This is a genomic window from Nocardioides sp. InS609-2 (assembly GCF_023208195.1).
Lineage (GTDB): Bacteria > Actinomycetota > Actinomycetes > Propionibacteriales > Nocardioidaceae > Nocardioides.
In genome coordinates, this window is the sequence record NZ_CP060034.1 from 2,309,756 (window position 1) to 2,321,871 (window position 12,116).

Below are 12,116 nucleotides of genomic sequence, written 5' to 3' on the forward strand. Positions count from 1 at the left end.
TCCTTCAGGCAGAATGACTCGCATGTCTGGTCTCGCGTCCGTGCCCTCCGGTGGCACGTCATCGGACGGCACGGACGCGCCAGACCTCGGCGAGCTGCTGCGCCGCTCCTCTCGCGGGGACCAAGCAGCGTTCGCAGAGCTGTACGACGCCACCTCGGCCCGGGTCTACGGACTCGTGCTCCGGGTGGTCCGCGATCCGGCTCAGGCCCAGGAAGTCACGCAAGAAGTCTTCCTCGAGACCTGGCGCACGGCCTCCCGGTTCGACGCCGCGAGGGGCAGCGCGATCTCGTGGCTCCTCACGATCTCTCACCGCAAGGGAGTCGATCGGGTCAGGTCCGCAGAAGCCGCAAGTCGCAGAGACACCTCGTACCACCAGACCAACCACACTGTCGCCCACGACACCACCGCCGAGTCGGCGGCGGCAGTGATCGAAGGCCAGCGCGTCAGGCAGGCCATGGCCGACCTGACAACAGCACAGCGCACCGCCATCGAGCTTGCCTACTTCGGCGGATACACACACACGGAGGTGGCCACGATGCTCGATCTGCCTGTGGGCACCGCCAAGACCCGCATCCGAGACGGACTCATCCGGCTGCGCGACACCATGGGAGTGGGACATGAGTGACATCCACGCCCTCGTGGGCGCCTACGCCGTCGACGCAGTCGATGACCTGGAGCGGGCTCGCTTCGAGGAGCACCTCACCGCCTGCGATGACTGTCGCGCCGAGGTCGACGGCCTCCGTGCCACCGCCTCCATGCTCGCGTCCGCGACCCCCGTCGTCCCGCCCGCGTCACTGCGCGACTTCGTGCTGTCCGACATCGCGACCGTGCGGCCGCTGCCGCCCCTCGTCTCCACCTCGCACGAACGACGTCGGCGGTGGGCTCCCTTTCTGGCGGCCGCCGCGGCGGTCGTGATCGTCGCCGGTGTCGGCGCGACGTGGCAGCCCTGGAACGACCCCGCCGACAACCCGTCGGTGACCCTGAGTGCGGCCGACCGGGTGCTCCAGGCGCCCGACGCCGAGCAGGTCTCCCTCAAGATCGACCAGGCCAAGGCCACCGTCGTCCGCTCCAAGAGCCAGGGCCGCGCGGTCGTGGTCACCCAGGGCATGGCAGCGCCGCCGACCGGCAAGGTCTACGAGCTGTGGCTCCGCAACGACAAGGGCCGGCTCTTCCCGGCCGGGCTGATGCCCCCGGGCAGCGACAACACGGTGGTCCTCGAGGGTGACGCCACCCAGGCGACCGGTGTCGGCATCACGCTCGAGCCGGCTGGCGGCTCCAAGGTGCCGACCCAGCCCGCGCTCGCCATGTTCGAGTTCAGCGAGACCTCGGCGTGAACACCGCCCCATCCCGGCGCCGCGTAGCGGTCGTCGGGTCCGGAGTTGCGGGCTTGCTGGCCGCGCACGTCGCGTCGCGTACGGCTGAGGTCACGCTCTACGAGGCCGATGAGCGGATCGGTGGCCACGCCGACACCCACGACGTGGACGGTCTCTCGATCGACACGGGCTTCATCGTGCACAACGAGCGCACCTACCCCACGCTGCTCCGTCTCTTCCGCGAGCTCGGCGTCGCCACCCAGCCGTCGGAGATGTCGCTGTCGGTCGGTGACGACGCGACCGGCCTCGAATGGGCCGGCGCGCTCGGTCGTCGTGGGTTGTTCCCGAGCGCCGCAAACCTACGCCGGCCGTCGTACCTGCGCATGCTCACCGAGATTCCCCGGTTCCACCGCCGGGCGAAGTCTCTGCTCGCCGCCGACGGGGCTGGTGGCGAGCAGACCCTCGGGGCGTTCCTCGACGACGGCTGCTTCTCGCCGTACTTCCGCCGCCACTTCATGGAGCCGGTCGTCGCCGCCGTGTGGTCGTGCGACCCCGACGTCGCACTCGACTACCCAGCTCGCTACTTCTTCACGTTCCTCGAGCACCACGGCATGCTCGGCGTCTTCGGGTCGCCGACCTGGCGCACCGTCACCGGCGGCTCTCGCGCGTACGTCGACAAGGTCGTCGCCGGGCTGACCGACGTCCGCCCCGGCACCAAGATCACCTCGGTCGCCGAGACCGCCACGGGTGTCGAGGTGGTCGACGGCAACGGCGAGCTCACGACGTACGACGCGTGCGTGATCGCCACCCATCCCGACCAGGCGCTGGCGATGCTGGCCGACCCGACCGCCGAGCAACGCGACGTGCTCGGGGCGCTGCCCTACAGCGCCAACACCGCGCTGCTGCACACCGACCAGTCGCTGCTCCCCCGTGCCGAGGGTGCGCGCGCGTCGTGGAACTTCCGCCGGCCGACCACGTCGAACGGCCTCGTGACGGTGACCTACGACCTGACCCGCCTGCAGCGGCTCGCGACCGACACCCACTACCTCGTCACGCTCGGTGGGGACGACCTGGTCGACCCCGAGACCGTGATCGCCCGGCGCGAGTACTCCCACCCGCTCTACACCCCGACCTCGGTGGCCGCGCGCGAGCGACTGCCCGAGATCGCCACCGACCGGCTGGCCTTCGCCGGCGCCTACCACGGCTGGGGATTCCACGAGGACGGCGCGCGATCCGGCCTGGCTGCGGCCGAGCGCCTCGGCTTCAGCTGGGGGGACGAGCCCACTCCCCCGGTGGGCAACGCGGTCTACGCGACCACGATCACCCACACCCGTCGCAAGCCGTGGAAGCGCGTCTTCACCAACCGCTCGCACATGTGGCTGGTCGACCTCGACGCGCTGCCCGACCACGGTGTCCTGGCGCGGTTCGAGGCGCGCGACCACCTCGGCGAGCCCGACCTGTCGATCCGTGCCAACGTCGAGCGGCTGCTCGAACGCGAAGGCATCGACGCCACCGGCGGCCGGATCCTGATGGCCGCGCTGCCGCGAGCGTTCGGCTACTGCTTCAACCCGATCTCCGTCCACTGGTGCCACGGCGCCGACGGCAAGCCGCTGGCCACCGTCGTCGAGGTGCACAACACCTACGGCGACCGGCACGCGTACGTCGTCCACCCGGACGCCCACGGTCGCGCCACCACCGACAAGCAGATGTACGTCTCGCCGTTCCACGGCACCGACGGCCACTACGAGCTCGCCGTGCCGCTGCCCGGCGAGCGGCTGAACATCTCGGTCACGCTGCACTCAGACTCCGGCCCTGAAGGCGATGCCGTGTTCAGCGCGCGCCTCGACGGACGTCGTACTCACACCAGGCCGTGGCGGGCGGCCTCGGCCGCGCTCACCGGGTCGGCGCTGATCCGGGCCCACGGCATCGTGCTCTGGGCGCGACGCCTGCCCATCCGAACTCGCCCCGCACACCATCAAGAAGGAGTCACGCGATGACCCTGACTCCCGCTCGTCCCACCGCTCCACCCGCAGCCGACACCTGGCCCGGACTCACGCTGGTGCCGTCCGGCACCCGCAACGTCGTGGCCGCCCCCGTCGCCCGCGCGCTGTTCACTGCCGCCGTCAAGCGCCTCGACGTCACGGTGCACATCGGCGACGGTGGCCCCGCGCTCGGTCGCGGCGGCCCCGAGATGACCGTGCACCGCCCCGACGAGATGTTCGCGCGCATCGGGCGCGACGGACTCATCGGCTTCGGCGAGGCCTTCCTCACCGGCGCCTGGGACGCACCCGACCTGGCTGGCTTCCTGACGGTGCTCGCGGAGCGGATGGCCACGCTCGTGCCCGAGCCGCTGCAGAAGCTGCGCAAGCTCGTCAGCCTGCGCCCACCCTCGAAGCACCGCCCGACCGAGGACAACTCGCAGGACAACATCGCGCACCACTACGACCTTTCCAACGAGCTGTTCGCGCTCTTCTTGGACCCGACGATGAGCTACTCGTCCGGCCTGTTCGAGCCCGGTCTACGGGCACCCCTCGACCTCGCCGAGGCGCAGGAACGCAAGATCGAGCGGTTGCTCGACTGCACCGGCGTCACCGCGGGCAGCAGGGTCCTCGAGATCGGCACCGGCTGGGGCGAGCTCGCGATCCGCGCGGCCCGCCGGGGCGCGCACGTCACCTCGATCACGCTGTCGGTGGAGCAGCAGCAGCTTGCCCGCGACCGCGTCACCGCAGCCGGTTTCAGCGACCAGGTCTCGGTGGAGCTACGTGACTACCGCACCCTGGGCCAGAGCCCCGAGCAGTTCGACGCGGTGGTCTCGGTGGAGATGATCGAGGCCGTCGGCGCGGAGTTCTGGCCGTCGTACTTCTCCACCATCGACCAGGTGCTCGCGCCCGGCGGACGGGTCGGGATCCAGGCGATCACGATGCCCCACGACCGGATGCTGGCCACCCAGGGCTCCTACACGTGGATCAACAAGTACATCTTCCCTGGCGGGTTCCTCCCTTCTGTCGATGCGATCGAGGACGTCACCCGCACGCACACCTCGCTGCGGGTCACCGACCGGCTGTCCTTCGGGAAGCACTATGCCGAGACCCTCCGACAGTGGGACGACAGCTTCATGGGGGCTGTGGAGAAGGTGCACGCGCTCGGCTTCGACGAGACGTTCGTCCGGATGTGGCACTTCTACCTCGAGTACTCCCGCGCCGGGTTCGCCTCGGGCTACCTCGACGTGGCCCAGCTGATCCTCACCCGACCCGAGGAGCAGTCGTGACGCTCACCGGCCAGACGACCTCGACCCACCGCGCAGGCGGCGGCGTCGCGCAGCGGCTCGCCGACGCGCTCGCGCCCTTCGTCGGCAGCGACCTGCCGGTCCGGCTGGAGGCCTGGGACGGCTCGGCCGCCGGCCCGGTCGACGCACCCGTGGTGCGGCTGCGCTCCCGCGACGCCGTACGACGTCTCCTGTGGCACCCGGGCGAGCTCGGTGCCGCGCAGGCCTACGTCAGCGGCGAGATCGACGTCGCTGAAGAAGATGGCTGGGACCTGGACGCGGCGCTGACCCACGTGTGGGACGTCATCGCCGAGCGCGACCTCAGCGGCATCCGCCCCACGCCGTCCACCCTTGCTGCCGCGGCCCGCGCGGCGTACGGCGTCGGCGCACTCGGCCGGCCCCCGGCACCGCCGGCCAGCCAGGCACGGGTGCGGGGCCGGTTGCACAGCAAGCTGCGCGACCGGGCGGCGATCAGCCACCACTACGACTTCTCCAACGAGTTCTACGCCGCCATCCTCGACGAGCAGATGGCCTACTCGTGTGCCTACTTCACCTCCGACGAGGCGTCGTACACACTTCAGGACGCGCAGCGCGACAAGCTCGACCTGGTCTGCCGAAAGATCGGTCTCGAAGCCGGCATGACGCTCCTCGACGTCGGCTGCGGCTGGGGCTCACTCTCTCTGCACGCCGCCGAGCACTTCGGCGCAAAGGTCACCGGCGTCACGATCGCCAAGGAGCAGAAGGCGTTCATCGACGCCCGCATCGCCGAGCGCGGGCTGGGCGACCGGGTCGAGATTCGGCTGCAGGACTACCGCGACGTGCCGGGCACGTTCGACGCCGTCGCCTCGCTCGAGATGGGCGAGCACGTCGGCGAGGCCAACTATCCGACCTACGCGTCGGTGCTGCACGACCGCGTCAAGCCCGGCGGTCGCGTGCTGATCCAGCAGATGTCGCGGCACGGAAGGGGTGGCGGCCGCTACCCCGGTGGTGGTCCGTTCATCGAGAGCTTCATCGCCCCCGACATGCATATGCGACCGGTCGGCGAGACCGTGGCGTTCCTCGAGGCCGGTGGCCTCGAGGTGCGCGACGTGCACGCGCTGCGCGAGCACTACGTCGCCACGGTCGCGGGCTGGCTGGAGCGCTTCGAGGCCGCCGCGCCCCGGCTGACCGCGATGGTCGGCGAGGAGCAGGTGCGCGTCTGGCGGCTCTACCTCGTGGGTGGTGCCATGGCGTTCCGCGACGGCCGCATGGGCGTCGACCAGATCCTGATGGTCCGCCCCGGCGCCGCGCACACGCTCGCGCCGGTGCGCACGCGGTGAGTGTCGTCTGGACCCTGCTGGCCGGTCTGCTGACCGCCGCCCTCGTCATGGTGCTCGCCGCCCTCGCCGCGAAGGCTCAGGGCCGGGTCGCGGTCGTGGATGTCGCGTGGGGCGCGGGTTTCGTGCTCGTCGCCCTCGTCACGGGCGTCGTCGGCCAGCTGCTCGACTCGGGTGACACCGGACGCCGCTGGCTGCTCGTCGCGATGGTCGCCGCGTGGGGCCTGCGCCTGGCCTGGCACATCCGCAAGCGCGCCGTCGGTGAGGGCGAGGACCCCCGCTACGAGAAGCTGCTCGGCGGCTCGCTCGCCGAGGTCGGCATGGCCCTCGTCGTACGCAAGGTCTTCGTCGTGCAGGGCGTCGCGATGGCCCTCATCTCGGTGCCGGTCGCCATCGGTGCCGCCCTCGATGTCGAGTGGTCTCCGCTGGTGTGGGTCGGTGTCGCCGTCTGGGCGATCGGCCTGGTCTTCGAGTCAGTGGGCGACGCCCAGCTCGCGGGGTACAAGAAGGACCCCGACCGACCGCCCGTCATGGACCGCGGCCTGTGGGGCTGGACCCGTCACCCCAACTACTTCGGCGACGCGTGCGTGTGGTGGGGGCTGTGGCTCACCGGCGCGCTGGCTTCCGGCTTGCTGCCCGGCCTGCTCGCGGTGGTCTCGCCGCTCGCGATGACGTACTTCCTGATGTACGCCACCGGCGCGCGGCTGCTCGAGCGCTCGATGATGCAGCGTCCTGGCTATCCCGAGTACGCCGGGCGCACGTCGATGTTCTTCCCGCTGCCTCCGAGCAAGCGCTGACTTCTTCTACTGGCGCCGACCGCGGGACAGGCGCAGTCGACGCCCACGCTCGATGTCGTCACGCTCCTTGGCCGCGGTCTTCTCGGTCTTGCGCGTGTCGCGCGGAGGAAGCTGGATCGTCTCCTCGGCGGCGATGCCGGCCTGAAGCTGGCGACCACGCTCGAGCTCGGCGTCGAGCTCGGCACCGAAGAGCAGCGCGAGGTTGGTGATCCACAGCCACAGCAGGAACGCGATGACCCCGGCCAACGAGCCGTAGGTCTTGTCGTAGCTGGAGAAGTTCGCGACGTAGAAGCCGAACGCCGCGGACGCCACCACCCATACGAGGATGGCGACGAAGGCGCCGACGCTGATCCAGCGGAACTTCGGCTGCTGGACGTTGGGCGTCGCGTAGTAGAGCAGCGCGACGATGAGTACGACGACAGCCATCAGCACCGGCCACTTCGCGATGTTCCACACCGTCACGACGGTCGAGTCGAGTCCGATCGCGTTGCCCACCGCGTCGGCAGCCGGTCCGGTGACCACCAGCCCCAGCGCGACCACCGCGACCAGGAGCACGGTGACGAGGGTGACCAGGAGCATGGCCGGGCGAAGCTTCCAGATCGGCCGACCCTCGCCGACCTCGTAGATGCGGTTCATGCCGCGCCCGAACGCGCCGACGTACCCCGACGCCGACCAGAGCGCGGTCGCCAGGCCGATCACCAGCGCGAGACCGGCGCTCTGTGTGGTCGCGAGCTGGCTGAGCGTCGGCTCTAGGGTGTCCGCGGCCGAGGAGGCGCCGACGTCGCGCAGGATCTGCAGCAAGGTGTCGACCGTCTGCTGACCCTGTCCCACCAAGCCGACGAGCGAGAGCAACGCGATCGCTGCCGGGAACAGGGCGAGCACGGCGTAGTAGGTCAGCGCTGCCGCCAGGTCGGTGCACTGGTCGTCGGAGAACTCGCGCACCGTCTTGCGGAGCACGTAGACCCACGACGGCTTCTTCAGATCCGCGGGCGAGTCCGGCTTGTACGGCGCCTCCGGATCCGGGGCGGTGTGCTCCTTCTCCTCAGTGACGGTGGCGGCAGAGGTGGGCTGCTCCTCGCTCGGTGCCTCGTCGTGGGGCCGGCGCGAGCCGAACGGCAGCTTCATCGGCGCCTGCGCCACCAGACGACGAGGGCCACCAGGGCCACGGCTGCCACGGCTCCGGCGATGGCCGGCGGAGTCGGCCGGCCATCTGGGTCCGTGGCCTTGTCGCGCGCCACGTGCACGCGGCGCGCCGCGTCCTGCTTCGTCTGCTCGACCCGGCCCTTGACGCGTGACTTCACATCGAGGCGGCCCGTGAGCTCGTCGACCGTGGTGGCCAGCTGCTCACGCGTGCGGGCGATGTCGGCCTCGATCTCGTCGACACCGGGTGTCTGGTCTGTGGGCTGGCTCATCGCTTGCGGGCTCCCTTCACGGCTCGGACGTCCTTCTTGACGCTGTCGACCGTCTCGGTCGGCGTGACCGGAGCGGCCTCCTGCACCCGCTTCTTTCCCATCAGGGCGGTCACGCCGGCCACGGCGAACAGCACGACGGCGACGATGAGCGCCGCCAGCCACGCATCGAGCACGAGGGAGAGCGCCAGGATCACGGTCGCGATGAGTACGCCGAGGCCGTACAGCGCGATGACGCCGGCGCCGCCGAACAGGCCGGCGCCGATGCCGGCTGCCTTGGCCTTACCTGTCATCTCGACCTTGGCGAGCTGGAGCTCGCCGCGCACGAGCTCCGAGACCTCCTGGGACAGGCGGGAGACCAGCTGGCCGGTGGTGGCGTCGGACGCGTCGGGCACCGACGCGGTCGCCCGCGCGGCGCTGCTCGACGGTTCGATGGGTCCGCTGTCGATATCGGGTGTGTCGGTCATGTCGCCCGGTGCCCAAAACCTCGCGTCCTCATTCGCTGGCGACCGAACCGCCGGACGTCAGCGCACGTCAGGCGGAGTCGTCGTCCGGCTGCTGCTTCTTGCGGCGCTCGGCGTCGTAGCGGCGACGCTGCTCCTCGGCGCGCTCGCGCACCCCGCGCAGGAACTCCTCGTCCAAGCTGTCGTCGGTCGCGGCGAACCGGCCCGGCCGGTCGTACTCCGGGAAGGCCGGGCGACCGTGGTGACCGGCGGCCCGGCCCTCCGGACGGCCGGCGACCAGCCACGCGATCGAGCCGATGAACGGGAAGAACAGCACGATGAGCAGCCACCAGAGCTTCGGCAGGTTGCGTACCCGGCCGGTGTCGGTGCCGACGACGTCGATCAGGCAGAACAGCCAGAGGGCAAACCCGCCAAGGCTGATGAGCAGCTCGACCTTCAACATGGCGACAGTGTGTGGCATCGCGGGCCTGCGCCGCCGCGGTTTCGGTTAAGTGCGTGGTTGACTCGGCGACATGGACGCCGTCCGGGCAGCTTTCGCGGCCGTGCCACGCGTGAGCTTCCTGCCGCCGGCGGCGCGGCATCGCGTCGAGTACGACGGCCCGCTCGCGATCGGCTGCGGCCAGACCAACTCCCAGCCGCGCACCGTCGAGGCGATGGTGCGGCTGCTTGACGTGCAGCCCGGCCAGAGGGTGCTCGACGTGGGGTCCGGCTCGGGGTGGACCACCGCCCTGCTCGCGCATCTGGTCGGCCCCACCGGGTCGGTCATCGGCGTCGAGCTGGAGCCGACCCTCGTGACATTCGGAGCCGCCAACCTGGCCGCCACGGGTCAGCCGTGGGCGTCCATCTCGCCGGCTGCGCCGGGGGTCCTCGGCGTGCCGGACCGGGCGCCGTACGACCGGGTGCTGGTGTCGGCCGAGCCCGACTCGCTGCCGGACGAGCTCGTCGGCCAGCTCGCAGACGACGGAGTGCTGGTGATCCCGGTGGCCGGCGTGATGCTGCGCGTACGACGCGCCGGTCCTGACGTCGAGGTGAGCGAGCACGGGCGCTACCGGTTCGTGCCGCTGCGGTCGTCGTAGGCACCACGCGGCAACGATTGGGACTCGTTGTCGCGAGGTCGCTGGCAGGCAGGTCGACCGATGAGCACCATGTCGTCATGACGTGGACTCGCGGAGTGCCGGGACTCCTGGCGGTGGTGCTGCTCGCGGGGTGCGGCAGCGAGTCGCCGGCGCCACAGGCGCTGCCCGACCAGCCTCCGATCCCTGCCGGAATCGAGGCCGGTTGCCCGCCCGCGAACGCCCCACTGCGGTACGCCGACGGCCCCCTACCTGCCGGAGCCGTCAGCGTCCGGCTGTGTCCGGGCACGCTGATGGGTACGCGCGTCGGCTTCGTGCCACCGGTCGATGCGTTGACTGACGGGGTAGAGGACGTGGTCGACGTGGTCAACTCGCTGCCTGAGTGGGACCCCTTCAACAGCGTCTGCCCGGCCGACGGCGGCTACACCATCGTCTACTGGTTCACCTATCCCGACGGAGATGCGCGGGCCGCATCCTTCAACCTGGGCGGCTGCCGGGAGCTCTCACTGGGGCCCTCGGACACGCGCGGAGCCGGGACTCCCGTTGCCGTCGCGTTCGAGGCGGCGCTTGCGGCCCAACGCGCCGCCACAACCCCGCCGTCAGTCGGCGAGGCGCCAGACTGCGACATCAATCCAGTGCCGCCTGCCTCGCCCCTTCGACTCTCCCGGCCTCCGGGGCTGGTCACCGCTGTCTTGTGCGTCTTCGACGGCCTGCACGAGGGCGTCTCCCACTGGCGCGAGGTGCGGCTCGACGCCTCCGTGGTGGCCGCGATCAACTCCGACTACGCGGACACCGGGTCGATGCCGGGGGTGGACTGTCCGCCCCTGCTTTCGGCCACGATGATCCGCGGCCATAACGCATGGGGTGACCACATCCAGCTCTCGGGCCAGTGCAGCCACTTCTATCCACCCCGCACACCGACGCACTCCCGTAGTGACCCCGACGCCATGTGGCAGGCCGCGCCCGAGGTGATGGCCGTGCTCGAGCAGGCGGCTCGACTCGCCCGTGAGCGACTAGCCGGGCCGCGGCACCTGGTTGACCAGCTTCGCGGGTGCAAGGAGGCAGTAGGAATCGGTCAGCAGCTCCTTCAGCTCCACCCAGTCGGTGGTGTCGTCGAGCAGGAGGCCGACCACGTTGGCTCCCCCACTGGCCGCGGAAGTACGGCGGCCCGAGGTGCTCGAAGGCCATCACCTCGTCGGCCTCTGCCCGGAACGTGATCCGGAACAGCTGGTCCTCACCACCGAAGACATGGGCGACCGTCGCCGAGCCCACCCGCCATCGAACACCGACCCAGGCATCCTCCTGGCGGCACTCGGGGAAGCCAGTCATGATCGCGTCGAGGCGGCGCACCGTCTCGCTCGGCACCAACGCTCGCTCAGCCACGGCATCAGCCTGCCACGTGGCACCGACACATTGGCCTGAGCGGCGGCGCGACGCCGCTGCGAGTGGTTGCCCTAGCACTTGTCGGCCAAACATTTGAGAACGGACACGTGTGATCTACATCACACTTCGTGTCGCTCCACGTCCGCAGTCGTTATGGATCTGACTGGAGGTTTCCAGCCATCGCGATGAACCCGAACGAGGGTGGGCGACATGGACCGGCGAGCGGCGACGATCCCGGGACCACGCGTCCTGGGTTATGTCCTGCTGCTGGGTGCCGGCCTCCTGCTCTGGTTGCTGGCCACGGCCGCGCCATCGCACACTGACGACTCATCGCCGCTCGGCGGTGGGGTGTCACTGGTCGGCGATGTCGTCGCCGACGTGACCGAGAGGGCCACGGCGATCGCCGATGTGCCGAGCGATGCGAAGACAACCGTCGCCGAGACGACGCAGAGCGTGGTCGTGACCACCGACGAACATCTCGGCACGATCTCGCTGGTCGGGCCGATCGCCGAAGGCGGTCGAGGCACTGTGGGTCATGCTCTCCCCGGCCAGGCCAAGGAGGTTGTGGTCCCGACAACCGACGCCATGGACGACATCGAGGCCGGGCAGACCGCCGCCGCCACGAGCGACTCGGCGCAGCAGATCTCGGCGACTGTGACCGTCGAGCAGGACGCCGCACCCACGTGGCACCGCAACTCGCGCGCGCCTGAGGGCGCCGTAGCCGAGGGCCGGGCAGCTGCAAAGAGGCAGCACACGGCCCGCTCCGCATCAGTATCGACGACCGGAGCGATTCTGGCACCCGCTGACCGGCCGGAGACGACATCGTCAGACCGCTCCACAGGTTCCGTGGAAGGCACACAGGCGAACCCTGTGACCGGTCGCCTGCTGTTCGGCGTCGATCGGGACCACGCCGTGGCTGGAGTGGCAGGCAGTGCCTCCAGTGGGACGGGTTCCTGCGACAGCAGCCGTCTCGCCCTACCTGCCACCGATGGTGTGTTCGATGGACCGGCAGTTGAGCACAACGCCGCTGAAAGTCCTGCACTGCTGCCCGCTGCATCTCCTGACTGAGGCTGCGCCTTCTCGCGCACACCCGGCG

The 12,116-nt window shown here is 70.3% G+C and carries 13 protein-coding genes; 9 read left to right on the forward strand and 4 right to left on the reverse strand.

The features are described 5' to 3' along the window. Positions 1–22 precede the first annotated feature (22 nt). The 6 genes from sigK to H4Q84_RS12065 are packed head-to-tail and all read left to right on the forward strand — an operon-like array spanning position 23 to position 6,691. A complete protein-coding gene (gene sigK, locus H4Q84_RS12040) occupies positions 23–625 on the forward strand; it encodes an ECF RNA polymerase sigma factor SigK (protein ID WP_248579338.1) in 603 nt (200 codons plus the stop codon). Further along, complete coding sequence (locus H4Q84_RS12045; protein WP_248579339.1) at positions 618–1,334, forward strand: anti-sigma factor; 717 nt, start codon at positions 618–620, stop codon at positions 1,332–1,334. The genes sigK and H4Q84_RS12045 overlap by 8 nt, the downstream gene beginning before the upstream one ends. Further along, on the forward strand, positions 1,331–3,310 hold the full coding sequence (locus H4Q84_RS12050; protein ID WP_248579340.1) for an FAD-dependent oxidoreductase: 1,980 nt from the start codon (positions 1,331–1,333) through the stop codon (positions 3,308–3,310). The genes H4Q84_RS12045 and H4Q84_RS12050 overlap by 4 nt, the downstream gene beginning before the upstream one ends. Continuing rightward, entirely contained in the window at positions 3,307–4,581 is a 1,275-nt protein-coding gene (locus H4Q84_RS12055) for a cyclopropane-fatty-acyl-phospholipid synthase family protein (RefSeq protein ID WP_248579341.1), read from the forward strand. Before H4Q84_RS12050 ends, H4Q84_RS12055 begins: the two co-directional genes overlap by 4 nt. Next, a complete protein-coding gene (locus tag H4Q84_RS12060) occupies positions 4,578–5,897 on the forward strand; it encodes a cyclopropane-fatty-acyl-phospholipid synthase family protein (protein WP_248579342.1) in 1,320 nt (439 codons plus the stop codon). Before H4Q84_RS12055 ends, H4Q84_RS12060 begins: the two co-directional genes overlap by 4 nt. After that, positions 5,894–6,691, forward strand: coding sequence for a DUF1295 domain-containing protein (locus tag H4Q84_RS12065; protein ID WP_248579343.1), 798 nt, complete (start codon positions 5,894–5,896; stop codon positions 6,689–6,691). Before H4Q84_RS12060 ends, H4Q84_RS12065 begins: the two co-directional genes overlap by 4 nt. A 6-nt stretch (positions 6,692–6,697) precedes the next feature. On the opposite strand, the gene H4Q84_RS12070 is transcribed toward H4Q84_RS12065, so the two are convergent. From H4Q84_RS12070 to H4Q84_RS12085, 4 genes are all read right to left on the reverse strand, one after another. Beyond that, complete coding sequence (locus tag H4Q84_RS12070) at positions 6,698–7,816, reverse strand: YihY/virulence factor BrkB family protein (protein ID WP_248579344.1); 1,119 nt, start codon at positions 7,814–7,816, stop codon at positions 6,698–6,700. Beyond that, complete coding sequence (locus H4Q84_RS12075; RefSeq protein ID WP_248579345.1) at positions 7,813–8,103, reverse strand: DUF3618 domain-containing protein; 291 nt, start codon at positions 8,101–8,103, stop codon at positions 7,813–7,815. Before H4Q84_RS12075 ends, H4Q84_RS12070 begins: the two co-directional genes overlap by 4 nt. Further along, a complete protein-coding gene (locus H4Q84_RS12080) occupies positions 8,100–8,567 on the reverse strand; it encodes a phage holin family protein (RefSeq protein ID WP_248579346.1) in 468 nt (155 codons plus the stop codon). The genes H4Q84_RS12075 and H4Q84_RS12080 overlap by 4 nt, the downstream gene beginning before the upstream one ends. Before the next feature lie 67 nt (positions 8,568–8,634). After that, the gene (locus H4Q84_RS12085) at positions 8,635–9,006 is read right to left on the reverse strand and encodes a PLD nuclease N-terminal domain-containing protein (RefSeq protein ID WP_248579347.1); all 372 of its coding nucleotides are present in this window, start codon (positions 9,004–9,006) and stop codon (positions 8,635–8,637) included. Positions 9,007–9,076: 70 nt separating this feature from the next. Between H4Q84_RS12085 and H4Q84_RS12090 the strand changes: the two genes are divergently transcribed. The 3 genes from H4Q84_RS12090 to H4Q84_RS12100 all read left to right on the forward strand — a co-directional run bounded on the left by H4Q84_RS12090 (position 9,077) and on the right by H4Q84_RS12100 (position 12,088). Continuing rightward, positions 9,077–9,640, forward strand: a complete 564-nt coding sequence (locus tag H4Q84_RS12090) for a protein-L-isoaspartate carboxylmethyltransferase (protein ID WP_248579348.1) — start codon at positions 9,077–9,079, stop codon at positions 9,638–9,640. A 77-nt stretch (positions 9,641–9,717) separates the two neighbouring features. Further along, the gene (locus H4Q84_RS12095) at positions 9,718–10,854 is read left to right on the forward strand and encodes a hypothetical protein (RefSeq protein ID WP_248579349.1); all 1,137 of its coding nucleotides are present in this window, start codon (positions 9,718–9,720) and stop codon (positions 10,852–10,854) included. 376 nt (positions 10,855–11,230) lie between these two features. Then, complete coding sequence (locus H4Q84_RS12100) at positions 11,231–12,088, forward strand: hypothetical protein (RefSeq protein ID WP_248579350.1); 858 nt, start codon at positions 11,231–11,233, stop codon at positions 12,086–12,088. Positions 12,089–12,116: the final 28 nt, after the last annotated feature.

Bases quoted from the DNA above. Each gene is read 5' to 3' on its own strand.
- sigK (WP_248579338.1), top strand. From the start codon at position 23: ATGTCTGGTCTCGCGTCCGTGCCCTCCGGTGGCACGTCATCGGACGGC.
- H4Q84_RS12045 (WP_248579339.1), top strand. From the start codon at position 618: ATGAGTGACATCCACGCCCTCGTGGGCGCCTACGCCGTCGACGCAGTC.
- H4Q84_RS12055 (WP_248579341.1), top strand. From the start codon at position 3,307: ATGACCCTGACTCCCGCTCGTCCCACCGCTCCACCCGCAGCCGACACC.
- H4Q84_RS12070 (WP_248579344.1), bottom strand. From the start codon at position 7,816: ATGAAGCTGCCGTTCGGCTCGCGCCGGCCCCACGACGAGGCACCGAGC.
- H4Q84_RS12075 (WP_248579345.1), bottom strand. From the start codon at position 8,103: ATGAGCCAGCCCACAGACCAGACACCCGGTGTCGACGAGATCGAGGCC.
- H4Q84_RS12080 (WP_248579346.1), bottom strand. From the start codon at position 8,567: ATGACCGACACACCCGATATCGACAGCGGACCCATCGAACCGTCGAGC.
- H4Q84_RS12085 (WP_248579347.1), bottom strand. From the start codon at position 9,006: ATGTTGAAGGTCGAGCTGCTCATCAGCCTTGGCGGGTTTGCCCTCTGG.
- H4Q84_RS12090 (WP_248579348.1), top strand. From the start codon at position 9,077: ATGGACGCCGTCCGGGCAGCTTTCGCGGCCGTGCCACGCGTGAGCTTC.
- H4Q84_RS12095 (WP_248579349.1), top strand. From the start codon at position 9,718: ATGACGTGGACTCGCGGAGTGCCGGGACTCCTGGCGGTGGTGCTGCTC.
- H4Q84_RS12100 (WP_248579350.1), top strand. From the start codon at position 11,231: ATGGACCGGCGAGCGGCGACGATCCCGGGACCACGCGTCCTGGGTTAT.